19 protein-coding genes are annotated in these 24,884 nt (G+C 54.2%); 9 read left to right on the top strand and 10 right to left on the bottom strand.

Translation table 11 applies throughout. The features are described from left to right. From nusA to pnp, 6 genes are all read left to right on the top strand, one after another. Positions 1–1,494, top strand: coding sequence for a transcription termination factor NusA (nusA, locus tag Q4501_RS13685; protein WP_303596797.1), 1,494 nt, complete (start codon positions 1–3; stop codon positions 1,492–1,494). A gap of 17 nt (positions 1,495–1,511) precedes the next feature. Further along, complete coding sequence (gene infB / locus Q4501_RS13680; protein WP_303596796.1) at positions 1,512–4,067, top strand: translation initiation factor IF-2; 2,556 nt, start codon at positions 1,512–1,514, stop codon at positions 4,065–4,067. Beyond that, on the top strand, positions 4,067–4,489 hold the full coding sequence (rbfA, locus tag Q4501_RS13675) for a 30S ribosome-binding factor RbfA (protein ID WP_303596795.1): 423 nt from the start codon (positions 4,067–4,069) through the stop codon (positions 4,487–4,489). The genes infB and rbfA overlap by 1 nt, the downstream gene beginning before the upstream one ends. Further along, positions 4,486–5,415 carry a tRNA pseudouridine(55) synthase TruB gene (gene truB / locus Q4501_RS13670; protein WP_303596794.1) on the top strand — a complete coding sequence of 310 codons (930 nt, stop codon included), beginning with the start codon at positions 4,486–4,488 and terminating at the stop codon, positions 5,413–5,415. Before rbfA ends, truB begins: the two co-directional genes overlap by 4 nt. 77 nt (positions 5,416–5,492) lie before the next feature. Beyond that, entirely contained in the window at positions 5,493–5,762 is a 270-nt protein-coding gene (gene rpsO, locus Q4501_RS13665; protein ID WP_303596793.1) for a 30S ribosomal protein S15, read from the top strand. 336 nt (positions 5,763–6,098) lie between these two features. Beyond that, positions 6,099–8,186: a polyribonucleotide nucleotidyltransferase gene (gene pnp, locus Q4501_RS13660; protein WP_303596849.1), complete on the top strand. Its 2,088-nt coding sequence runs from the start codon at positions 6,099–6,101 to the stop codon at positions 8,184–8,186. A gap of 237 nt (positions 8,187–8,423) precedes the next feature. On the opposite strand, the gene Q4501_RS13655 is transcribed toward pnp, so the two are convergent. From Q4501_RS13655 to Q4501_RS13620, 8 genes are all read right to left on the bottom strand, one after another. Then, positions 8,424–9,302: an alpha/beta hydrolase gene (locus Q4501_RS13655; protein ID WP_303596792.1), complete on the bottom strand. Its 879-nt coding sequence runs from the start codon at positions 9,300–9,302 to the stop codon at positions 8,424–8,426. Beyond that, on the bottom strand, positions 9,272–11,137 hold the full coding sequence (locus Q4501_RS13650) for a DUF4105 domain-containing protein (protein WP_303596791.1): 1,866 nt from the start codon (positions 11,135–11,137) through the stop codon (positions 9,272–9,274). Before Q4501_RS13650 ends, Q4501_RS13655 begins: the two co-directional genes overlap by 31 nt. Before the next feature lie 84 nt (positions 11,138–11,221). Next, on the bottom strand, positions 11,222–11,686 hold the full coding sequence (locus tag Q4501_RS13645) for a DUF3015 domain-containing protein (RefSeq protein ID WP_303596790.1): 465 nt from the start codon (positions 11,684–11,686) through the stop codon (positions 11,222–11,224). A 275-nt stretch (positions 11,687–11,961) separates the two neighbouring features. Then, the gene (locus Q4501_RS13640) at positions 11,962–12,663 is read right to left on the bottom strand and encodes an ABC transporter ATP-binding protein (RefSeq protein WP_303596848.1); all 702 of its coding nucleotides are present in this window, start codon (positions 12,661–12,663) and stop codon (positions 11,962–11,964) included. 8 nt (positions 12,664–12,671) lie between these two features. After that, positions 12,672–13,427, bottom strand: a complete 756-nt coding sequence (gene livG / locus Q4501_RS13635) for a high-affinity branched-chain amino acid ABC transporter ATP-binding protein LivG (protein ID WP_303596789.1) — start codon at positions 13,425–13,427, stop codon at positions 12,672–12,674. A 6-nt stretch (positions 13,428–13,433) separates the two neighbouring features. Further along, the gene (locus tag Q4501_RS13630) at positions 13,434–14,705 is read right to left on the bottom strand and encodes a high-affinity branched-chain amino acid ABC transporter permease LivM (RefSeq protein WP_303596788.1); all 1,272 of its coding nucleotides are present in this window, start codon (positions 14,703–14,705) and stop codon (positions 13,434–13,436) included. Continuing rightward, on the bottom strand, positions 14,705–15,628 hold the full coding sequence (gene livH / locus Q4501_RS13625) for a high-affinity branched-chain amino acid ABC transporter permease LivH (protein ID WP_303596787.1): 924 nt from the start codon (positions 15,626–15,628) through the stop codon (positions 14,705–14,707). Before livH ends, Q4501_RS13630 begins: the two co-directional genes overlap by 1 nt. 161 nt (positions 15,629–15,789) lie before the next feature. Further along, the gene (locus Q4501_RS13620; protein WP_303596786.1) at positions 15,790–16,902 is read right to left on the bottom strand and encodes a branched-chain amino acid ABC transporter substrate-binding protein; all 1,113 of its coding nucleotides are present in this window, start codon (positions 16,900–16,902) and stop codon (positions 15,790–15,792) included. A 347-nt stretch (positions 16,903–17,249) separates the two neighbouring features. Here Q4501_RS13620 and Q4501_RS13615 point away from each other — a divergent pair, with 347 nt between their 5' ends. Continuing rightward, a complete protein-coding gene (locus tag Q4501_RS13615) occupies positions 17,250–17,750 on the top strand; it encodes a MarR family winged helix-turn-helix transcriptional regulator (protein ID WP_303596785.1) in 501 nt (166 codons plus the stop codon). A gap of 20 nt (positions 17,751–17,770) precedes the next feature. Here Q4501_RS13615 and lon read toward each other — a convergent pair whose 3' ends face one another. Next, the gene (lon, locus tag Q4501_RS13610; protein ID WP_303596784.1) at positions 17,771–20,221 is read right to left on the bottom strand and encodes an endopeptidase La; all 2,451 of its coding nucleotides are present in this window, start codon (positions 20,219–20,221) and stop codon (positions 17,771–17,773) included. 173 nt (positions 20,222–20,394) lie between these two features. Between lon and trxA the strand changes: the two genes are divergently transcribed. Continuing rightward, positions 20,395–21,258: a thioredoxin gene (trxA, locus tag Q4501_RS13605; protein WP_303596783.1), complete on the top strand. Its 864-nt coding sequence runs from the start codon at positions 20,395–20,397 to the stop codon at positions 21,256–21,258. A 167-nt stretch (positions 21,259–21,425) separates the two neighbouring features. Continuing rightward, the gene (locus Q4501_RS13600; protein WP_303596782.1) at positions 21,426–22,583 is read left to right on the top strand and encodes a helix-turn-helix transcriptional regulator; all 1,158 of its coding nucleotides are present in this window, start codon (positions 21,426–21,428) and stop codon (positions 22,581–22,583) included. Between the two features lie 49 nt (positions 22,584–22,632). Here the strand turns inward: Q4501_RS13600 and Q4501_RS13595 are convergent, their stop codons facing one another. Further along, on the bottom strand, positions 22,633–24,648 hold the full coding sequence (locus Q4501_RS13595; RefSeq protein WP_303596781.1) for a hypothetical protein: 2,016 nt from the start codon (positions 24,646–24,648) through the stop codon (positions 22,633–22,635). Positions 24,649–24,884 lie beyond the last annotated feature (236 nt).

The following is a 24,884-nucleotide window of genomic DNA, read 5'->3' as shown; positions in this document are numbered from 1 at the left end:
ATGAGTAAAGAGATCTTGCTGGTAGTTGAAGCCGTCTCGAACGAGAAAGGTGTCGAGAAGGATGTGATTTTCGAGGCGATCGAGCTGGCACTCGCCACCGCTGCCAAAAAACGTTACGAAGACGAAGAGTCGGATGTGCGCGTGTCCATTGACCGTCGCACCGGTGAGTACGAAACCTTCCGCCGTTGGCTTGTCGTCGACAACGATGCTGTTCCTGCGCTTGGCACCGAACTTACGCTTCAGGAAGCAGAAGAAATTGATCCTTCGCTCAAGCCGGGCGACACCTACGAAGAGAAGGCCGAGTCTGTTGCCTTTGGTCGTATCGGTGCTCAGGCCGCAAAGCAGATCATCTTCCAGAAAGTTCGTGAAGCAGAGCGCAGCAAAATCGTTGATAGCTATCGTGATCGCGTTGGCGAGCTGGTCTCGGGCACTGTAAAGAAGGTTACCCGAGATAATGTTATCGTAGATCTTGGCGCTAACGCGGAAGCTTTGCTGCCCAGAGAGTACCTGATCCCGCGTGAAACATTCCGCATGGGTGACAGGGTGCGCTCTCTGCTGCTTGAGATCCGCACTGATCACCGTGGGCCTCAGCTTATCCTGAGCCGCTCTGCTCCGCAGATGCTGGTTGAGCTGTTCCGCATTGAAGTGCCCGAGATCGCAGAAGAGTTGATCGAAATCCGTGGTGCTGCCCGTGATTGTGGCTCACGCGCCAAGATTGCGGTGAAGACCAACGATCGTCGTATTGATCCGGTTGGCGCTTGTGTAGGCATGCGCGGCTCCCGCGTTCAGGCTGTTTCCAACGAACTGGGCGGTGAGCGTGTAGACATAGTTCTTTGGGATGACAATCCTGCCCAGCTGGTTATCAACGCCATGGCGCCTGCCGAAGTTGCTTCTATTGTGATGGATGAGGATCGTCACACGATGGAAGTAGCGGTTGCAGAAGATAACCTGGCTCAGGCTATCGGTCGTAACGGGCAGAATGTGCGCCTTGCCACCGAACTTACAGGTTGGACACTGAATGTCATGACCGAAGAGGAGGCTGGTGAGCGGCAAGAGCAGGAATATAACACTCTGGTTGAGCACTTTACTGCCCACCTCGACGTGGATGAAGAGTTCGCAGGTGTGCTGATAGAGGAAGGCTTTACCTCTATTGAAGAAGTCGCCTACGTGCCGATGGAAGAAATGCTGGCGATCGACGGCTTTGATGAAGACACCGTCACTGAATTACGTCGCCGTGCCAAGGATGTCCTGTTGAACCAGGCCCTGGCCAGTGAAGAAGCCCTCGACGGCGCTGAGCCGGCAGAAGATCTTCTGAATATGGACGGTATGGATCGCGGCCTGGCGTTCAAGCTCGCCGGCATGGGGGTGCGCACCATGGAAGATCTGGCAGAGCAGTCGGTTGACGACCTGCTTGAAATCGAAGGTATTGATGAAGAGCGTGCAGGGCAGTTGATTATGACCGCACGCGCCCCCTGGTTTGAAGACCAGGCCTAATTCGGGAGGAGTCCAGTATGGCTGAAGTAACGGTAAAACAACTGGCCGATGATGTAGGCGCTCCCGTGGATCGTTTGCTGAAACAGATCGTGGAAGCCGGCCTGAAAGCCCGCTCAGAAAACGACGCTGTCTCCAGCGATGAGAAGCAGCAGTTGCTGGCCTATCTGAGAAAGACCCACGGTGAAGCAGGCGCTGAGCCGAACAAAATTACACTGAAGCGCAAAACTACAACCACGCTCAAGGCCGGTAAGGCCAAGACCGTCAATGTAGAAGTGCGCAAGCGGCGCACTTACGTAAAACGCGCTGAGCTTACGCCTGAGCCGGAAGCTGAGGCGCCGGAAGAGCTTCAGGAAGAGCAGAAAGTTGAGCCGCAGCCGACAGAAACTGCTGCGGATGTGGCGGCTGAACAGGCGCCCCAGGTAGAGGCAGAAGCACCGGCTGAATCTGTGAAAGCCGAAGCGCCGGTAGCTGAAGATAAGGCTTCTTCAGAGAAGGCGGAGCCGAAAGCAGCGCCTGAGCCCGCCCCTGCTCCGGAAGATATTCCGATTCCCCCTCCAGCAGAGGGCGAAGGCAAAGATCGGAAACCGAAGAAAAAGAAAGAAAAAGTTCGTGAGCGTGGCGACGAGACTGATGATGGCAAGCCTAAGAAGAAACAGGCCGGCCACCGTGGTCCACGTGGTCGCTCTGCAGAGGAGCCGCTGGTGATCTCGGAAGACGACGATGACACCACGTTGCGCAAACCACTGCGAGCGAAAAAGAAACCCAAAGAGAAGCGTCATGGCTTCGAGAGGCCGACCAAACCAATGGTCAGAGAAGTAGAAGTTCCAGAAATTATTACCGTTGGCGATCTTGCCCAACGGATGGCTGTTAAATCCGGTGATGTCATCAAGACTTTGATGGGCATGGGTGTAATGGCGACCATTAACCAGCCGCTGGATCAGGCGACGTCGACTCTTGTTGTTGAAGAACTGGGTCACAAGGCCAAGCCGATCAGTGATGATGCGTTTGAAGAAGGCGTGCTCAGCGAATTCAGTGTTGAAGGCAAGGTTAAGGCCAAGCGCGCACCTGTTGTGAGTGTGATGGGTCATGTTGACCATGGTAAAACCTCCCTGTTGGACTACATTCGCCGCACCAAAGTCGCTTCCGGTGAGTCTGGTGGTATTACCCAGCATATTGGTGCCTACCACGTAGAGACTGATCACGGAATGATCTCGTTCCTGGATACCCCTGGCCACGCGGCGTTTACCGCAATGCGCGCCCGTGGTGCTCAGTGCACGGACATTGTTATTCTGGTTGTAGCATCTGATGATGGCGTTATGCCGCAAACCAAAGAAGCGGTTGAACATGCCCGCTCTGCCGGTGTGCCCATCGTTGTCGCTATCACCAAGATGGATAAAGAACAGGCCGACCCCGACCGCGTGAAGAACGAGCTGGCGGCAATTGAGGTTATCCCGGAAGACTGGGGTGGCGACGTTCAGTTTGTGCCTATCTCCGCGCACTCAGGGGAAGGCGTCGACAATCTGCTGGAAGCGGTATTGCTGCAAGCAGAAATTCTTGAGCTGCAAGCCTCGCCCGACGCGCCTGCCCAAGGTGTAGTGGTTGAGTCCAGCCTTGAGCGTGGTCGCGGCTCTGTAGCGACCGTTCTTGTTCAAAACGGTACCTTGCGCCAGGGTGATATGGTTGTTGCAGGTTCTTACTTCGGTAAGGTGCGCGCAATGACGGACGAGGCTGGCAAGCAAGTGAAAGAAGCTGGTCCGTCTATTCCGGTCGAGATTCTTGGCCTCAATGGCACACCAAATGCTGGCGATGAGTTCTTTGCCGTAGCCAATGAGCGTAAGGCCAAAGAACTGGCAGAGTTCCGCCATGTTCGAGAGCGCGAGCAGCGTTTGCAGCGAGCGCAGGCGGCCAAGCTTGAGAACCTGTTCGAGAACATGGGCAAAGATGAGGTTAAAACCCTCAACGTTGTGCTGAAAACAGACGTTCGCGGCTCTCTGGAAGCAATCACCAAGTCGCTGCAGGATCTGGGTAACGAAGAAGTGCAGGTGAAGATCGTATCTTCTGGTGTTGGTGGTATTGCCGAGACAGACGTGAGCCTCGCGATGGCGACCAATGCTGTTATTTTCGGCTTTAACGTGCGTGCCGATACCGCATCCAAGCGTCTGGTGGAGCAGGAAGGTCTGGATCTGCGCTACTACAGCATTATCTATAACCTGCTGGACGATGTGAAAGCAGCGTTGACGGGCATGCTGGCACCAGAATTCCGTGAAGATATCGTAGGCATTGCAGATGTTCGCGATGTGTTCCGTTCGCCGAAGTTCGGCCAGGTGGCTGGCTGCATGGTGACCGAAGGCAACGTATACCGGAACAAACCGATCCGTGTACTGCGTGATAACGTGGTGATCTTTGAGGGCGAGCTGGAATCCCTGCGTCGCTTCAAGGACGATGTGCCTGAAGTCCGTAACGGTATGGAATGTGGTATTGGTGTTAAAGGCTACGACGTGAAGGTCGGTGACCAGATCGAAGTCTTCGACCGTATCAGAGTCGAGCGTAAACTCGAATCTACGGGGGCCTGATGCCTAGAGAGTTCAGTCGTATTGATCGCATTGGCGATCAGATGCAGCGTGAGCTTGCCCAGCTGATTCAGCGCGAAGTAAAGGATCCGCGGTTAGGCATGGTAACGGTTAACGCAGTCAAGGTCAGTCGTGACCTTGGCTACGCCGATATCTATGTCTCACTGTTGACCACTGAGGAGCTCACTGCAGAGTCTCCCGAGGTCAAGGATTCGATTTCGGTGCTGAACAGAGCAGCAGGGTTTCTTCGTGGCCAGGTGGGTAGAGCCATGAAGTTGCGGGTTATTCCGCAGCTTCGGTTCCACTTTGATGCCCTGCAAGGCTACAGCCGTAGAATGGATAGTCTGATCCGTGAAGCAGTTGGCGATAAGCCGGCCGTTGAATCGGAAGACCAGAGCCAGAATGATCCGGAGTCCAACGCTTGAGTCGCAGACGTAAAGGCCGTGATGTTAGTGGCATTCTGGTAATAGACAAGCCGCCGGGTATTACCTCTAACGGTATCCTTCAGGAGGTCAAGCGTCTTTATGGTGCCGCAAAGGCTGGCCATACTGGCGCACTTGATCCGCTTGCGACCGGCGTACTGCCCCTGTGCTTCGGCGAAGCTACGAAGTTTTCGCAGATGATGCTGGACAGCGACAAAGCCTATATTGCCACCGCACGCCTTGGCGAACGCACGGAGACGGGTGACAGCGAGGGCGCAGTCGTTGCTACCAAGCCTGTGCCAACAGACTTGTCGCCGGAAGTGCTTGAACCGGTGCTCGAGCAGTTTCGTGGCAATATCCAGCAAGTTCCCTCCATGTATTCCGCACTCAAACACAATGGTCGCCCGCTCTACGAATATGCCCGTGAAGGCATTGAAGTGGAACGCCCGGCGCGCCCGGTAACCATTTACGAACTCCGACTTCTTGATGTGCGTGAGAACGAAATGGATATCGCAGTTAAGTGCACCAAGGGTACGTACATTCGCTCACTCGTCGAAGACATCGGCGAAGTTCTGGGTTGCGGTGCTCACGTTATCGCACTGAGACGTACTTTGGCGGCCGGGTTCACGCTCTCAGATGCCCATGCAGTGCCTGACCTGGAGGCCATGCGCGAACGTGGAGAAAGTCTCGACGGCCTTCTGGTTGCGCCTGATGCCGCGCTCTCGATGTTCCCTGAGCACCGCTTGTCGGGCCAGTCGTTGGTGTCGATATTGAACGGACAACCGGTTAGAATACCGGGTCGAGCTTACGAAGGCTTTTTGCGCATATATGGCAATGAAGGTTTTGTAGGGCTTGCAGAAGCATTGCCGGAAGGCGAGGAAACCAAACTGGTGCCCCGCCGGCTGGTAAGTGACAACGGTAAGCGTTAAGTAGACCGTTGTTTAGCCGGGCTGTAGAGATGCGCGGTTCGGCCGGATTTAACAGCATCGCAAACATGAGGTGAGTTATGGCACTTTCTGCCAATGAAAAAGCACAGATCGTTCAAGATTATCAGCAAGCTGATGGTGATACTGGTTCCCCGGAAGTGCAGGTTGCACTGCTGAGCGCCAACATCAACAAGCTGCAGGATCATTTCAAGGCTAACAAGCAGGATCACCATTCCCGCCGTGGCCTGATTCGCATGGTTAACCAGCGTCGTAAGCTGCTGGACTACCTTCGTAAGAAAAATGGTGACCGTTACCTGGAGCTGATCAAGCGCCTGGGACTGCGTCGCTAAATCCGGTCTTACGACCTGACGGCTGCTCCGGTATTGTTCCGGAGGCAGCTACCGGCCGGCGGGTTCCTCAGGGGGCCTGCCGGTTGTGTTTTTCATCACCGCATTGAGTATTTTAGTGATTCCGGAATTGTCTGTCGTATTGGGAAGCTGAAATTGATAGCAGGTTGTTGAAAGCCCGGGCGGTACGTGATCTCAGCGTACCGATTACCTGGCCGGGGTTTTGCAACAGCCTGTTAGCTTTCAGGCAGAGTATTTTCAGAGTCACACTTCAATCATTCTGACCAGATAACGCAGGAGTTCGTTGTGGATCTGCAACCGCGTAAAAAATCATTTGAGATGGGTGGCGAAACCGTCACTCTGGAAACGGGTCGTATTGCCCGTCAGGCCTCAGGTTCCGTTCTCGTCACCATCGGTGACATCTCGGTTCTGGGTACCGTTGTCGGTGCTAAAGAAGCCAAGCCGGGCCAGCCTTTCTTCCCGCTGACTGTTAACTATTTCGAAAAAACCTATGCCGTTGGCAAAATCCCGGGTGGGTTCTTCAAGCGCGAAGGCCGTCCTTCCGAGAAAGAAACACTGACATCCCGTCTGATCGACCGTCCGATTCGCCCGCTGTTCCCGAGCGGTTATATGAACGAGACTCAGGTTATCTGTACGGTTATGTCGTCCAGCAAGCAGCAGGATCCTGATATCGCTGCCATGCTGGCCGCTTCTGCCGCCCTGGCAATCTCCGGTATTCCTTTTGACGGCCCTATTGGCGCCTGTCGTGTAGGTTACACCAATGAGAAGGGTTACTTTGTAAACCCGAGCTTTGAAGAGCTGAAGACTTCTCTGCTGGACATGGTCGTTGCAGGTACTGACGAAGCCGTTCTGATGGTTGAATCCGAAGCCAAAGGCCTGACAGAAGACCAGATGCTCGGTGGCGTGCTGTTCGCGCACCAGGAAATGCAGGCTGCGGTTACAGCGATCAAGGAATTTGCTGCTGAAAATGGCAAGCCCCGTAGAGAGTGGCAACCAGCTGTTGAAAACACTGAACTGCTGGATGCGATTAAATCTGAGTTCGCAGGCGCGATCGAAGAAGCTTATGGCATTCGTGACAAAATGGCTCGCTACGAGCGTCTTGGTGAAATCAAGACTGCTGCAGTAGAAAAGCTTGCCGGCGAAGAGGAAGGCCAACCTTCCGCAGATGATGTTAAGAAAAACTTCGCGAAAATCGAGAAGTCAGTCGTTCGCCAGCAGGTTATCGATGGCAAGCCGCGTATCGATGGCCGTGACAACAAAACAGTACGTCCGATCGAGATCGAAGTTGGCATTCTGCCAAGTGTTCACGGTTCTGCGCTGTTTACCCGTGGCGAAACTCAGGCCATCGTTACCACGACTCTGGGCACTTCCCGCGACGTACAGACTATTGACGCACTGGAAGGTGAGCGTAAAGATCCTTTCCTGTTCCACTACAACTTCCCTCCGTATTCTGTTGGTGAAGCTGGTCGTGTTGGCACACCTGGCCGTCGTGAAGTCGGCCACGGTCGTCTGGCGAAGCGCGGCGTGATGGCGGTTATGCCGACCCTGGAAGAGTTCCCGTATGCCATTCGTGCGGTTTCCGAAATTACTGAGTCCAACGGCTCCAGCTCTATGGCATCGGTTTGTGGTTCAAGCCTCGCACTGATGGACGCGGGTGTTCCTTTGAAAGCCCCGGTAGCCGGTATTGCTATGGGTCTGGTCAAGGAAGGTGACAAGTTCGCCATTCTGACTGACATCCTGGGTGATGAAGATCACCTTGGTGACATGGACTTCAAGGTTGCGGGTACCAAAGACGGCGTAACTGCCCTGCAGATGGATATCAAAATCCAGGGTATTACCGACGAGATCATGGAGCTCGCTCTGGAGCAGGCTTACGCGGCGCGTCAGCATATTCTGGAAGAGATGAACAAGGTTATCTCTGTATCGCGCACCGAGCTTTCTCCGCGCGCACCGAGCATCACTGCTATCAAGATCAACCCTGAGAAGATCCGTGACGTGATCGGTAAGGGCGGTTCCATGATCCGTTCTATCTGTGACGAGACCGGTGCTTCCATTGATCTGGATGACGACGGAAACGTGAAGATCTATGCAGACAACCAGGAAGCGGCCCAGGCGGCGGTTAACCGGGTTAAGGAAATCACTGCAGAGATTGAAGTGGGTGCTATCTACAAGGGTCGCGTTGAGCGCATTGTGGACTTTGGTGCCTTTGTTAACATCCTGCCTGGCAAGGATGGTCTGGTGCACATTTCCCAGATCTCTGATCGCCGGATCGAGAATGTGACTGACGAGCTCAGCGAAGGTCAGGAAGTTCTGGTCAAGGTTCTGGATGTGGACAACCGTGGTCGTGTGAAGCTGTCCATGAAGGAAGTCAAAGAAGGCGAGCAGCCGACTGACTTTTCTGACTGATAGTTAGCAGCTACAAAAAAACCCGCCTTTCCTTTGGATTGGCGGGTTTTTTGTTTTTTGCTTGGGCGGTGGCGTTAGTCGGGAGGGCCGCTTCAAAACACGCTACGAGCACGTCCATGTGGGCTTGTTTCGGGCCATCCTTGGCCCTCTACAGTTTTGAAGCGGCCCTCCCGACTAACGCTTACGCATTCGAGTTAACTGTTCCAAAGATTTACCTGAACGGCCTTGGTGACATAGCTACTCGGCTTTTAGAAACTCCAGCACTGCCTCTCTATACGCAGGAATTATGAACGTAGCCGTGTGGGGTGTGTCTGTCTGCAGGAATTGCTTGGGTTCATCTGCCGCCTCATAGAGCGCCTGGCCGTTATTAAAGGGGATAATTCCGTCGCGGACGCTGTGAATGATCATGACAGGTACTGGGCTGATATTGGCGACCTGGTCGACGCCTTCGTACTCGTCGGGAATAGTCCAGCTCAGGGGTACCTGTAGGGGCCAGGTGAGCCAGAACTCCGAGAGCTTTTCTTTCGCTATGCCCCGGAAGCCGGAGAAGGTCCCATCGAGGATGACGCCGTTTAGCGCCGGCGTTTCATTCCTTTGTATCCATTCGCTGGCGAGAGTGAGCCCCAGTGCGCCGCCCAGGCTTTGGCCCAGAAGGAAGACCGGGGCGTTATCGGTGGCAGGTTGTTGTACCAGCCAGCGTAGGCCGGTTTCAGAATCGTGAAGGGCGCCTTCTATGTCCGGTGCGCCGGTGGAGTTGCCGTAACCCCGATAGTCGATGGTGAAGACGTTGTAGCCCTCTGCGGGCAACCAGGATACGTTGAGCAGGTGGCTACTGATGTTCTGGGCGTTGCCATGGAGGAAGTAGACGGTGCCCAGCGCATCGTTTTCAGCAGGCAGCCACCAGCCGTGGAGAGTTTCGCCGTCGGCCGTGTCGAGGTATATATTTTCGTAAGTCAGGTTGAGGCGGTCTGGCGTTATGTAGGTGGTTTTGTCAGGAAAGAAGAACAGGCTGCTGCAGCCGTTTTGCGATAGCGCAACGGCCGCAAGAAACAGACTCAGCAGAGGTGTTTTCAGCTTCGGCATTCTCAAAAGTAAGCGTGCAGTCCGGCTTGCCATGTGCTCTGGTACCTGTCGTAGTGGTCTTCCCGGGTGAATTCCGCAAACAGGCTGAATTCACGGCCGATATGCCAGTTTCCTTTGACGTACACCTGGTCTTGCCGGTGCTGGCTGCTAACGATCCATGCTTTGGTTTTTGCGCCCGCTGTCAGGCTGAAGCGGTTGTTTTGGTGCAGCAGGCCAATGTCTGCACCCGGCGCAGCATCATAGCCACGGCTCAGGTCGTCGTCGATTTCCAGGTCTGCCGTCGCAATGGCAAATGCCTGGGTTTGTTGGCCAAGACTCCAGCTACCCCCTGCGCCACCTTCCAGATAGGGCGCCAGAACTCTTTTTTCTCCGGTATCGGTGCGGCGGCCACCAAAGCCCACTTGCCACGACAAGGGTGAGAAGAACGCGTTTCGGGGGCTCAGGGAGCGGATTTCCACGGCGGTGAGCTGTTCCAGTTGCAGTTCGTCGTTATCGGTGTAATAGCGTGCATCCACTCGTAAGAATTGTAGCTGGGCGCCGCTGCGGTAACCGGCAGGTGGATCGAGAATATCGTGATAAGCCGGCCGAAACGTGAGCTGGGTAAACTCACGATGGGCAAGTTGTCCGGCACCCAGACTGATGCGGAAGGTATCGTGGCCCTGGTCGTCACGTACCTCCGGCTCGGGTGGTTCTTCGAGTGGCGCAACACCATCGATTTTACTGCGTTCACGCAGCAGGCTGTGGGAGAGTGGGGCTGCCACTTCCCTTGGCCAGCTATCTGCCTCGCTTTGGTAGCGTACGTAGTCGTAGGTGGCGTCGAGCACATGCGCGCGCTCCTGTGGGGAGAGCGCAAGCACTTCATCACTGTCTGGCTCTACGTAGCCATTGGCTATGGCCGCCGCAAGGGTCTGATGGGAGCTGGATAGCGTTGAAAGGTTATGCGCAACCGAGGTGGCCGCTGACGGTCGATAATGCACTTTACTGACCAGATCCTTGTCGATGACCCAGCGCACTGTGTCGGATGGTATGGCGTGGGTGCTTACCTCATCCAGAAGGTTGCTTCCAGGGCGCGCGATATCGATAAGGGCGAGCAGGCGATAGGCGCAGTTTTCGTCAAAAAAATAGTAATCAAAATTGCGGTCGCGGATCTCCCAGGCATGGGCCAGCATAAAATCCACTTCCTGCTGATCGAGATTCAGCGTGTATTCCCACAGGTCCCTGTGCTCAATGTCTGAGTAGAGCCTGATCTTTTCGTAGTAGGGCTGCACGGTTGTAATTCCCGGGTAACCGCCGAAAATTCCCCGGTAGGCGAAGAGCAGCTCGCTGTCATGGGCGGCAGCATCGGCAGCGTAGGAAATCGTATTGGCAAGCAGCAGGTTCGTTTGCTCGTCTTCCTGTGGTGGATCCAGCCGCAGAAAAGTGTGTCCGAACATTGATGAGGGGCTGTTCAGGTAAGAGGCCGCGAAAACCAAGGTAACGCTTTCGGTGTTGAGCGTGTCCGTCCACTCCTGATAACCGGGGCAGTCCACTGCCGTTTCTGGAAGGTCGAGGCGTTTGCGAAGCCAGGCGTCCCTTGCGGGGAACCGGCATCTGGCGTGTTCGTTTCCGTTCCCCGGCTGCCGGATTGCGTCCAGTGTCGCTTCGAGTTCCGCTTTCGGTGAAGTCTTGCCGCTTTCGCTAAGAAAAAAACCAGGATCATCGGCCTGGCTGGTATAGCCACCGCCAAGTCGCGAAGGCTGGTAGTGAATGAGCGTGAGCCACGCAGGGTCCAGATGTAAGGGTTTGTCGGCCGCCTGTATCTGAGCCTGCAGAGGTAAGCTGATGATGAGCCAAAGCGCAGCTGGCCCAATGCGAAGCATGTTGCTCATGGGTAAATGCGATTTCCGGTGGGAGATGGTAAAACGGGGGAAGCGCGCCATCCTTGGCGCTCGGGCGTCCCTGCAGTTCAGCTATCAGGCCGCTACGTATTTGCTCAGCGACTCATTCTTTTCCAGCAGCGCAACAATGGCGTCTACTGCTTCACCGGAGGTGGTTTCGGAGCTTGGGAAAATAGTTGCGAAATTATCCTGCATAACTTCACGGAACGCGCCGCGATCTGCTTCTTCAACGCCCAAAAGAACCGCTAGTGTTTCCAGGTTCTCACCGTTGCCGCGAGACATGTCGCGAGCTACTTTATCGATGTTGCTGTCCATGTACATGGCCATTGACTGAACAGACTCGTTGGTCTGGCAGCCCAGAGTGCCCGAGGTCATACCAAATGTCTGGTTGCCGAATGTACCGTTAGTTGTTGCCGCCAGCACGTGGGGGGCAACGCCGGATTGTCCTTTCCATATCATGGCGCCAACGCCGCAGCCCGGTTGAGCAAAAGCCATGGAAGAAGCACCAAGAAGAATTGCACCTGCGATCAGTTTTTTCATTTTCCACTCCATTGAATATTTTTACAGTCGTCGCAAAAAAACACATAGCCAGCACTGTTACTGGCTGCGTGGGAACGGCCCCTGACGGATTCCCGCAGAAACAAGTACTAAGACCGTTGCCTTAAGTATAGTGCAGATTTGATAACCGCAAGTCTATACCTCTGTGACTATTTGATTTTGCCAGACTATTTGTTCCCCTCATCCGACCTCAAGGTAAAATCAGGGCGTAAAAAAACCGGAGCAAGCTCCGGTTCAGAGGCGTCAGAATAGCCTGCTCAGCCGCCCAGATAGGCGTTTTGCACATCCGGGTTGGCCAGCAGATTTTTGCCCGTATCATGTAGCCGGATTTTCCCTGTTTCCAGCACATATCCCCGGTCAGCAAGGTGCAGCGCCTGGTGAGCGTTCTGCTCCACCAGGAACACGGTAATGCCTTCATCCCGCAGGTGGCCAATAATCTCGAAGATCTGCTTGATGATAAGCGGTGCCAGCCCGAGAGATGGCTCGTCCAGGATGATCATGTTGGGGCGACTCATCAACGCCCGGCCTATGGCCAGCATCTGTTGTTCGCCGCCTGACATGGTGCCCGCGCGCTGGTGTTCACGCTCTTTCAGGCGTGGGAACAGCTCGTAAACGTGGGACTGGCTTTTGCGGATCTCGGATTTGGTGTTGAAGAACCCGCCCATGTGAAGGTTTTCTTCAACCGTCAGGCCAGAGAAGATGCGCCGACCTTCAGGTACTATCGCCAGGCCTGAACGCATGATCTGCGCAGTGGGCTCGGTAGTGATATCCCGACCTTCCAGGATGACGCGTCCGGAACTGGCTTGGGGCATTCCACATACAGTCATCAGCAGAGTCGTTTTTCCGGCGCCGTTGGCACCGATCAGCGAGACGATTTCACCCTTGTTTACTTCAACCGAGACCCCGTGAAGGGCCTCAATTTTGCCGTAATGAGTGTGGACGTCTTCTAGTACAAGCATGCTCATAGTCAGGCCTCGCCCAGGTAGGCATTGATCACGTCGTCGTTGTGGCGGATTTCTTCCGGCGTACCACTGGCCAGGGGGCGGCCCTGGTTAATGACGTTTATGCGGTCGGAGATATCCATTACCAGACTCATATCGTGCTCAATCAGCACTACGGAAACGTTGTAGTCCTCTTTCAGGCTGACGATCAGCTGATTGAGCTCCTTCGTTTCCGCCGGGTTGAGGCCGGCCGCGGGCTCGTCGAGCATCAGCAGTTTGGGTTCGGTGACCATGCAGCGCGCAATTTCAAGCCGCCGCTGCTGACCGTAGGCCAGGTTGCCTGCATCCCGGTTGGCAAGGTCAAGAAGCCCGACACGTTCCAGCCAGTAGGCGGCACGGTCCAGTGCTTTGCGCTCGCGTTCTTTATAATTGGGCGTGCCAAAAAGCCCGGCAAGCATGTTGGTGTTGAGGTGGCGATGCTGGGCGACAAGCAGGTTTTCCACAACGCTCATTTGAGTGAACAGGCGCACGTGCTGAAAGGTTCTCACCATACCCAGCCGGGAAATCTTGTAATCCGGTATGCCCTGTACTTCTCTGCCCTCAAAAATGATCTTGCCACCGGAAGGCTTGTAAAAACCGCTCATGCAGTTGAATACAGTGGTTTTTCCGGCACCGTTGGGGCCAATAATTGAAACGATTTCCCGTTCCTTCACGTCCAGTGAAACGCCGTCTACTGCCAACAGGCCGCCAAAGCGCATGGACAGATTCTGTACTTCAAGCATTGTCTGTCACCCCTGCTTGTTCAGTGTGATGTGGATACGGCGCATGGGTAGCAGACCCTGCGGCCGCCAGACCATCATCAGCACCATGGCAGCGCCGAAAATCAGCATGCGGTATTCGGAGAACTCCCGTGCGAGCTCCGGCAGAATGGTGACTGCAATAGCTGCCAGTATGACGCCCAACTGTGAGCCCATACCGCCCAGAACCACAATTGCCAGGATGATGGCGGATTCCAGGAATACAAAGGACTCCGGGCTGATAAAGCCCTGCTTGGAGGCAAACACAGTGCCTGCAAAACCAGCGAAGAACGCGCCAATGGTAAAGGCCGAAAGCTTGACCGCCGTGCGGCTAAGTCCGAGGGAGCGGGCAGCGATCTCGTCTTCTCGCAGGGCCTCCCAGGCACGGCCGACGGGCATGCGCATGAAGCGTCGGATAATCAGGGCGGTAATCACCGCAAGCACCAGAGCAATCAGGTACAGGAAGATAACCTTGTGCTCACCGCTGTAGGCAATACCAAAGGTTTCGTGGAAGGAGGTGTTACCTTCCTCTTTTATTCGGCGACCAAACTCCATGCCAAACAGCGTAGGTTCGGGAATGCCGCCGATGCCATTGGGGCCACCCGTCAGAGTTGTCCAGTTGTTGAGCAGTATGCGGATAATCTCGCCAAAGCCCAGGGTAACGATCGCCAGATAGTCCCCTCTGAGACGCAACACCGGGAAGCCCAGAATCATCCCGGTGAGCCCGGCCAGTAACGCGCCGATGGGCAGGGCCATCCAGAAAGAGATGCCGATGTACTGGGAAAGCAGCGCAAATGTATAAGCGCCCACGGCGTAAAACGCCACGTACCCCAGATCCAGCAGCCCGGCGAGGCCGACAACTACGTTAAGGCCGAGTGCCAGCATGATGTAGATAAGCACCAGCGTGGCCAGATCTACCGAACCTCGCGACACAAGAAAGGGCCAGAATAGTGCGAACACAACTATGCCGGTCAGCACCCAGGACTCGAGTTTGACCCGTTTGGATTGCTCCATGGGCTCTTTGCCGGCCAGTGGGTTGAGATTCGGCAGTTTGCCCAGCATGACCATGAACGAGTCACGGAACGCCTGGAACACGAAAACCGCTACCGCCGCCAGGATCACCGCAATGATGGTTGAGGTTGTGGCTCCGGTGAGCGTGATGTTGATGCCCTTGGCTTCCAGGTTGAACCCAAGAATAGGGAACGAAATAATCAGCGTGACAATCGCACAGAACAGTGCGTGTCTGTAATTGTTAGCAGCCATCAGATCTTCTCAACCTCCGGTTTGCCAAGCAGGCCCGTGGGTTTGAACAGCAGAATGAGGATCAGCAAGCCAAAGGACACGACGTCTTTATATTCACCGCTGAGGTAGCCGGATGTCATGCTTTCAGAAACGCCGAGAATCAGGCCTCCGAGCATGGCGCCGGGGATGCTGCCGATGCCGCCAAGCACGGCTGCTGTAAAGGCTTTTAGCCCTGCGATGAAGCCAAACAAGGGATCAACCGAACCGTAGTACATGCCCAGAAGTAAGCCGGCAACCGCAGCCAGTGCAGCACCTATGATGAACGTGGCTGAAATAATACGGTTGGTGTCGATGCCCAGAAGGCTGGCCATGCCGAGATCCTGGGAAACTGCCCGGCAGGCGCGACCTGTGCGGGAGCGGGAAATAAACAACGATAGTGCCGTCATGCAAATTAATGTGGTCACAAAAATGGTGATCTGCATGTAAGACAGCGACATCTCGAAGGCGCCATCAGCGCTAAAGTTGAACCCACCTTCAATCAACGCCGGAAAGCCGACATTGCGGGAGCCCTGAGCGAGATGCACATAGTTTTGCAGGAAGATGGACATACCGATTGCAGAGATCAACGGGATCAGGCGGTGCCTGCCGCGTACCGGACGATAGGCGACCCGTTCTACTGCCCAGCCCATAGAGCTGGAAACAATCATCGCGCACAGAAGCGCAACAATAAGGATCAGTGGGAGCCAGGCAAGGCCTAGAGCGGTCAGGCCGGTAATGGCGATAAGCGCGGTATAAGCGCCGATCATATAGATCTCACCATGGGCAAAGTTGATCATGCCAATGATGCCGTAAACCATCGTATAACCGATGGCGATCAGGGCGTAGGCGCTCCCGATCGTTAGCCCGTTAATGAGCTGTTGAGAGAAATACAGGAGGTCTTGCATTGTTGTTTGACTCCGGAGGCCCGCTCCCTTCTCTGAAACACATCAGACACGGGATAACCGGGCCGGACGTGAGGCAGGATCCTAAGGAGCCTAGAAAAACACCTTCTCCCGGATCGCGGTGAGAAGGTGCTCTCATGATTACCGTTAATTAACGATTTGGCTTAGTTTACCGGAGTTTTGCTGCCATCTGAATGCCATTCATACACAACGAACTCGAATGACTTCATGTCGCCGGCCTTGTCGTACTGCACAGTGCCGATTGGTGTTTCAAAGCTGCCGCTGCGTAGCGCTTCAGCAACGTCGAACGGGTCTTTCGAGTTGGCAGCTTCGATACCATCAGCAACCAGCTGTACAGCGGCGTAGGAGGTCAGCACGAACGGGCCTGAAGGGTCTTCACCTTTGGCTTCGAAAGCCTTTACAAGCTCCTGGTTTTCCGCCTTTGTGTCAAAGCTTGGGGGCAGGGTTACGAAAAGCCCTTCCGCGGCTTCACCTGCAATGGTGTTGATATCCTTGTTGCCAACGCCTTCCGGCCCCATGAACTTCGCATCGAGATCAGCCTGGCGTGCCTGGCGCAAAATCAGCCCCAGTTCAGGGTGATAGCCGCCATAGTAAACGTAATCAACGTCTGCCTGCTTGAGCTTGGTGACGAGGGAGGAAAAATCCTTGTCGCCCGCGGTAATACCTTCAAACATGGCAATTTCGATGCCCTTGTCTTTCAGGGTGTCGCGAACGGCTGTAGCGATACCTTCACCGTACTGCTGCTTATCGTGAACGATCGCAACGCGCTCCGGGTTCTGGCTGGCAATGTAGTTGCCGGCCACTGGGCCCTGCATGCTATCGAGACCAATGGTGCGGAAAACCAGTTCATAACCGCGCTCGGTGATTTCCGGGCTGGTTGAGGCTGGGGTGACCATCAGAATGCCTTCGTCCTCATAGATGTCTGACGCAGGCTGAGTAGAGCTGGAGCAAAGGTGACCGATCACGTATTGAACGCCATCGTTAACCAGCCGGTTTGCCACGGTAACGGCCTGCTTGGGGTCGCAAACGTCGTCGTATTCAACGGCGACAAGCTGTTCACCCATCACTCCGCCGGCAGCGTTGATTTGCTCAATAGCCATACGGGCACCGGAGAACTGCATATCACCATACTGGGCAACCGGGCCGGTCATCGGGCCTGCAATACCAATCTGAATCTCCGCGGCTGCGTGTCCGGCACCCATCAGGGCAACGGACGCGCTAACGGCAGTAACGAGTTTTTTCAGTGAAGTTGTCATTTGTGTCTGTCCTGTCAGGTTCAGGGTTATTCTTGATGTTCTCAGAAGTCTAAACAAACACTACACATCCAACCTTGTCAAGCTAGCCCAAGGCTTCTTTGATTATTTAACATTTGCCGGCTCAAGCATTTATAACGTCAGGATGATCCGGGAAGCTCAGTTTGCGCAAGCTTTCCCGGTCGCGCAACTGTTCGACGCTGATGCTGATAGGGAACTGTGAACTGGTACGAGTTCATCTGCGAGGTGAGCCGAGAGGGAAATCGCTACTTGCAATTAAAAGTGTCACGACCTCTAATAGTTAGTGGTGTAAACAAAAGCCGGAAGGCTTCAACGGAGCAAGTAACACAGTGAGCAATCATGAGCATGTTCTGGTGGCACTCAGGCGTGTCATTCGGGCGACGGATCTTCACTCCAAGCGTCTTAGTAAAAATGCCGGGCTTACCGGCCCGCAACTTTTGATCATGCGGACCATCCGGGATCTGGGCGAGGTTACCATTGGCACGATTGCCGACAAGGTCAGCCTGAGCCAGGCCACGGTTACCACCATTCTTGATCGACTGGAGCATCGGGCGCTGGTCTACCGCGTTCGCAGTACGCAGGATAAACGCAAGGTTCACGCGCACCTGACCGAGGGAGGGGCAGATATACTTTCCCGTGCCCCGAACCCGCTACAGGAGGATTTCATCAAGAAGTTCCAGAGCCTTGATGAGTGGGAGCAGAACATGATTCTCGCGTCTATTCAGCGGGTCGCGAATATGATGGATGCCGATGACATAGATGCTTCTCCGGTTCTGGATATAGGCCCGGTTCTGAAAGATGATGGATGGAAAGAGAGAGAAAAGGGTTAAGCCTTTTCTCTCTAACCGAATCAGTGCACTGATGACCCGGACCGGGGCTTGTTGCCAAAGCACACCTGAAAAACATCATTGTAGTGCTTGGCAAAGTTGACCGTCAGGCCTTCCTTCAGGTATTCCGGTAGTTCCTCATAATCGCCCCTGTTCGCTTCCGGCAGAATCAGATTGCTGATTTTCTGCCTACGCGCCGCAATGACTTTCTCGCGGATACCGCCCACAGGAAGAACCTGGCCGGTGAGTGTCAGCTCCCCGGTCATCGCTGTATTCTGCTGGGGGGCTTCTCTGCGAGCGATAGAGAGTAAAGCCGTTGCCATGGTAACACCCGCACTGGGGCCGTCCTTGGGTGTTGCGCCTTCCGGTACATGAAGATGCACGAAGGATTTATCGAAAAAACCGGGGTCGCCTTTGAACCGTTTCAGGTTCGAGGAAACATAGCTGTAAGCGATTTCAGCCGATTCTTTCATGACGTCGCCAAGCTGGCCTGTCAGCTTGAAACCGCGTTGGCTGGAGTGAATACGGGACGCCTCAATGCCCAGCGTTGCGCCACCCATGGATGTCCACGCCAGCCCGGTTACAACGCCAATGCCCTTGAGCGCTTTTTCTTTACGGAATACAGGTTGCCCCAGATATTCCTGCAAATCGGCTACGCCCACCTTCACCGGTTCATCCGGGGCTTCCAGCAGTTTTACTATGCCTTTGCGCATAACTTTATGCAGCATTTTTTCAAGGTTTCGGACACCCGCTTCACGGGCATAACCTTCGATGATCTGGCGAATGGCAGCGTCGGTTATGTTGAATTGCTTTTTAAGCAACCCGGCCTGCTTCAAAAGACGCGGCAGCAGGTGATGCTTGGCGATGGCCAGCTTTTCCTCGCCGATATAACCCGACAGGCGGATAACATCCATGCGGTCCAGTAGCGGCCGCGGAATGGTGTCGAGCTGGTTGGCCGTGCAAATGAACAGCACCTTGGACAAATCCATGCGGACATCCAGGTAGTGGTCCAGAAATTCCTTGTTCTGTTCCGGGTCCAGGGTTTCCAGAAGCGCAGAAGCCGGATCACCCTGATAGGACGCGCCAATCTTGTCGATTTCATCCAGCATGATCACCGGGTTGGCTACTTTGGTATCTTTCAGCGCTTGCACGAATTTGCCGGGCATGGCGCCGATATAGGTGCGTCTGTGACCTTTGATTTCAGCTTCGTCCCGCATACCGCCAACGCTGAACCGGTAGAACTTGCGCCCGAGAGCGTCCGCCACTGAGTGGCCTATGGAAGTTTTACCTACACCCGGTGGGCCGACGAGTAGCAATATCGAGCCACTGACTTCACCTTTGAAAGTACCTTCGGCGAGGAACTCGATTATCCGGTCTTTTACATCATCAAGCCCGTCGTGATCTCGGTTCAGAATGTTGCGAGCTTGCGTCAGATCGAACTGATCTTCTGAGTGCTGGCCCCAGGGTACCTGTGTTAGCCAATCCAGATAATTGCGGGTAACGCCATACTCCGGAGAACCCTGCTCCAGAATCTGAAGCTTTTGCAGTTCTTCGTCAAAGCGCTCTTGTACGGGTTCGGGTGGACTCAGCTCTGCCATTCGGCTTTCAAATCGCTCGGCATCTGCCGTCTTATCATCTTTCGATATGCCCAGCTCGCGCTGAATGACCTTCAGTTGCTCCTTCAGGAAAAAGTCACGTTGGTGTTTCTGCACCTTCTCATTTACTTCTTCGCTGATTTCAGACTGAAGGCGCGCCACTTCCAACTCTTTGCGCATCAGCAGAAGTACTTTTTCCATGCGCCTCAGCAGGGGTACTGTATTCAATACATCTTGCAGTTCCTGTCCGGGGGCGCTGGTCATGGATGCGCCGAAGTCCGTCAGCGGAGAGCTGTCTTCCGGACCAAAGCGTGAGAGGTACTGCTTTACCTCCTCGCCATACAGCGGGTTGGTCCGCAGCAGCTCTTTAATGGCATTGATGATAGCCAGTGTGTAGGCCTTGGTTTCATCTGCATCTTCCTCCGGCTCCTGCGGGTACTCAACCTCGACCAGATACGGAGGCTTGCGGCGCAGCCACTGTACGATGCGAAAGCGCTGTAGCCCCTGCGCAATAAACTGCACGTTTCCGTCTTTATTCTGTGCGTGATGAATGCGCACCGCGCAGCCAACCTCTGCCAGCGTGTCGCTCTCTGGCACGCTCTGCCCGGATTGGTGATCATTCACAAAACAGATCCCGAGCATTTTGTGGTCGGTTTCGCTCACACGCTTCAGGGTTTCTTGCCAGGGGTCCTGGTTGACTACGACCGGTTGCACCTGGGCCGGGAAAAATGGCCGGTTTGAGACCGGCAGCACATACATCCGCTTGGGCATGGAATGCTGGGGCAGAACGAGCTCTTTGCTGTGTTCGTTCTTGCCGATGTACTCAGTGACATCTTCCTCAAACTCTGTCAGGGAGTCGTTGTCTTTTTCGTTTTTCATGCCGTATCAGCTTCCTGGTAGGAGAAGTATCTGTTTACTAACTGAAGCCTAAAGTCATATTTTCAAGCATGGGCTTTGCTAATACCCTGGTTAGCAGTCTTGAATTTCAGCCCCCTGCACCCCATCTACGCAATAACCAATAGTCAACGTTGCGAACAACTCAGGTGCCCGACATGAGCAGCTCTCCCCATATATTTGAAGCCACCATGGAAAACTTCCAGCAGGAGGTTATGGACGCCTCTGCTTCCACGCCCGTACTTGTGGATGTATGGGCGGAGTGGTGTGCGCCCTGCAAACAGCTTATGCCCCTGCTGGAAAAGCTGGCGAACGAATATAATGGCGCGTTCCTGCTGGCCAAGGTTAACGCGGATGAGCAGGAGCAGCTCACATCCAGCCTGGGTGTGCGCAGCCTGCCAACTATCATCCTGGTGAAGGATGGCCAGGCGGTTGATGGATTTAATGGTGCCTTGCCAGAAAGTGAAATTCGCAAGGTGTTGGAAAAGCATATCGAACTGCCGGAAGAGGCTCCTTACGACAAAGCCCATCGCATCTGGGAAGAGGGCGATATCGAAGGCGCGATGGAAATACTGTCAGAAATGAACAGGGAAGATCCGGAGAACCTCAAGGTGCTGATTGATCTTGCCCAGCTGAAAGCCGAAACCGGCGATCTTCAAACCGCTGAGCAGGTGCTTGAAAGCCTGCCTCCTGAGGAGAAACTGCAGCACCAGGCAAAGCAGCTGGCGGCCAGAATAAAGTTCCTGAAACAATCGGCAGAACTTCCACCAGTAAAGGATCTTGAAATGGCTCTGGAGCAGGATCCGAAAGATCCTAACGCGCTGCACCTGCTCGCACTTCACAAGGTGCTGCAGGAAAAGAATGCCGAAGCCATGGAGTTGCTGATTCGTTTGATGCAGGTGGACAGCAAATATAAAGACGAAGTGGCTAAAACCACGCTGGTTGAGTTGTTTGAGAAACTGGGTAATAACAATCCAGATGTGCGTGCTTATCGGCGTAAGCTGTATACGCTGATGCATTAATTCCGCATGTCGGAGCCAGCGCCATGCCTTTGTGCATGGCCGGCGCTCTGGGCCGAATATATAGCGATATATCTATTTTTGCTTCACATCTTTTGAAACTCTTCTATAGTTTGACTGGTTGAGCTGGGTGGCCAGCATCCATGTAAATAACATAAGCGGGGGATTTCATGGCGTCTCAACCACTGAAATCTCAACTTTTTCATGGATCTTCGAAACCTCAACGGGTCTTGCCCAACGAACCTGAGCTGATCCAGTGTCTGTACGAGTCTTTGCAGCACCAGGCTGGCTTCCACGATTTTCTGGCTATGCTGAGCAGATCCGTTAACGGATGTGCCGCCCAACTCTCCTTCATCCGACGAACTCCAATAGCTCTTAAGCACATCTGGCACGCCGGGCTTTCGGACGAGTTTCTGGGCTGGTACCTGGATAACAACATGATCGCGCACGACGCGGTCACCAGTCATGCTATCACCCAGCAGCCAGGAGTGTTCAACTCAGCCTTGCCGTTACTAGAACAGGGCCCGCCCGGCGATGACTACGAACGCTGGGAATCAGACCAGAACATGCTTGATTCTGCCTGGTTAGTGGTAGATGCTTCTGACACACACATCATCCTGCTAACCATTCAGCGAACTGTTGCTCAAGGTCCGTATTTCCCAGAGGAACTTGAGGCCATGAATCGCCTTGTACCGTTCGTGCGGCAAACAGTCAGTCTTGCGCAAACGTTTCATCAGCATCCGAGCACTGAGCAGTCGCTTTCAGCAATAGTTGAATTGATTCCCGAGGCAGCTTTTGTGCTGAATAACCGGGGTATGGTGGTGCTTGCGAACCAGCGCGGAGATCAATTGCTGGAGAGCGAGCGTTGCCTTGCCATCCGGTCTCAGCGCTTCTGCTTTCAGTCTGATGTCACGCAGAAGATGTTTTTTCGTACTATTACGCGAGCCTCAGATGCCGCAATAGGTGGCGGCGTCGCCCGGCCTGAAACTTTGGTCATCAATCGCGATTCTGGGTCACCACTGGTAATGTCTATCCGGCCTCTTGAATATAACGAGCTGCTCACGGCAGGTGTGCTGATCACTGTTATTGGTTCGGATGCGCGAGTATTTCCCGATGCTGGCGCAATTGCCGAGTTTTTTGCTCTGTCACCGGTTGAGGCGGAGGTGTGTGAGGATCTCGTGACAGGGCTTAGCCTGAAAGATATCGCCGAAAAGCGGTGTAAAAGCGAGTCAACGATTCGTAGTTATCTGAAGCAGATATTTCATAAAACCGGACAAACTCGGCAAGGTCAGCTGATCAGTACAATTCTTTCGGCACTGTTGAGATAGAAAGAGCGGCATGGAGCTTCGTGATAGAAGCTCCATGCCGTCAGCGACGTTAGTCGCTGGTTTTTATCAGTACAACCAGGCCCAGCTCATCCGGATCACTGCTTGCAGTTTCTGTATAGCTCAGTGCAAACACGCCGAGGGTTGCATTTTCGTTGAAGAAGCCTTCCATGGTGGTTGTGCCGCCGCCCTCACCCGAAACCGTCAGGGTGCTTATGTCAGCACCGCCAAGAGCAACGTCTACCTCGATGGCTTCAGCGGTATCAGTGGAGACGCTGATATCGCCCCCCAGGCCGGTTTTGCGAACTTCAAAGAATGCTCCGTCAATGGTGCCGCTTGTTTCCGAACCCATGGTGAGGAAGGTATTGAACTTGCTGGATGACATCAGTAGTTCGGCACCGGCCCCCAGCTTCATCGAGGTCAGCAGCATGCGATACCTGTTGTCGGTGACCGTTGGCGCCGTTGTTGGCAGCTTCACCAGCAGTGTCTTGCTGGTTTGAGCGTCTTGTTGATTGGTGCCTTCGGCTTCGGCGAACGCCAGGAAGTCAAAAGTGTCACTGATAAAACCATCTGATGGTTCGCCACCGGCTGAGGTGATGTCACCGTCTGGGGTAATTACCATGGGCTGATTGAGTTCGCCGGCTTCTGTAATCGATTCATAGGAGGTTCCTGATGAGCTCAGGCCTATAAGGTGGCCATCGTTGACGGCGCCATAGTCGAAATTACCCGCACCATCAAAGGTAAGTGTGTTGATTTCGGTCTGAAGCTCAATGGTGTCGCTTGCCAGCCAGGACTCCAGAAACACCCGGCCGAACTTCCCGGACAGGTCGCTATTGGTAAATGCGGTCGGTTGCCGGCTGAATATCTCCAGCGTGCGGAAGACTTCGTCACCTGATTTCAGGTCAGGGTCGATTGCGTCGTTGATCCCGTCGTTGTTGGTGTCGGTAGTTTCGTATCTGACTGCGCCCTCGTTTGACACCATGAAAAACAACCCGGTATCTGCAACTTGTTGCAGATTGTAGATGCCGGCGGGGTAGCGCCAGCCGTAGTCTTCTTCAATATCTTCCTCAAACTCACCTGTAATCGATAGTATCCCGCTGGCGGTCAAGGTTGCAGGAAAGCTCTCGTTAACAGTCTCGGTTTCTGCTTCGTAATAGATGTTGCTTTGGTTCAGCGCGGAGCCCGACAAGTCGCCATAAGCAGAGTCCTCTTTAAGGTGCGTTACGGTAACGTCGCCGTTGCCGTTGCCGTTATCTGCGAACGTAAAGGTGCTGGCCCAGAGGTCGTTGGCGTAGGTGCCCAAGGTGTTGTTGTCGCTGTCGTGCAGAGCAAACGAAAACGCTGAACTCCGATAGTCGCCGGCAATGCCTGCAGCGTTGCCACTGGTGGATGCTGCAACGGCTACTTCGCTTTCGACGAAATCGCCGATTTCATTTTCCAGGGCTGAAAACGCTGCCTCCAGGTTTACAGAATTTGCCAGCGTGATATCAAACTCTTCCACTCGGCCAGAAAGTTTTACGACATCGGTTACAAGCAACTGATCCAGTGCCGCGCCTTGGCTAACGAATTTGCGTAGCACGAACTCGGATACCGGAGAGATATCCACGTCTTTTTCCACGACCTGGGCACGAAGAGAATCATTACTGCCGTTAATCCTTACCACCAGGTTGCCTGCGAGGTTCACTCCCTCAGGCAGCGTAAGAGTGTAGTCGCCAGTGATAGAGGTTACTGTGGTTGCCAGTACGTCTCCCTCCTGAGCTCCATTATTGTCTACTCTGATAAGTTCAACCGTAGCGCCGCTGATCGGATCAAGTCCTGTAATTGCGGCAGCAAGCGGCGACACGAAAAAGTTCAATGCCAGTTCAAGTGCGCTTTGTGTTTCGTAATGTGCTACTGCGCCCGACGGCGCTTCTGCTGTGCCAGAAATGTCCAGCAGGCTAGCCGGAGGGGTTTGTGGGTTGGCCGGAGAGGCTTGTGATGAGTCATTACTTGACGACCCACCACATCCAACAACCAAGAGTGAAGAGGACAGCGCGCCCGCGATAGCCATGTGTTTTATTAGTTTCACCGAAAACTCCTTATGAACCGCCAATGTTGAAGTCGATGAAGCTATCACGTGCTTTTTGGGGTGCATGCCCCCATATGGGGGTGTCGGGATTGCAGCGCTTTTTTGGGAAATCCGGGAAGATGGGGCTGAGCCCAAGTGGGCGCTGGCTTTAGCCTGTCTGGTGAGTGAAGGCCGGATATATAATGAAACACTAGTTCACTGTTTTTAACTATTTAGTTCAGGTTCAGGCGCTTTAT

It is taken from the genome of Marinobacter sp. 2_MG-2023 (genome assembly GCF_030546935.1).
In the GTDB taxonomy this organism is placed as follows: Bacteria; Pseudomonadota; Gammaproteobacteria; order Pseudomonadales; family Oleiphilaceae; genus Marinobacter.
This window is presented reverse-complemented; position numbering and strand designations above follow the sequence as displayed.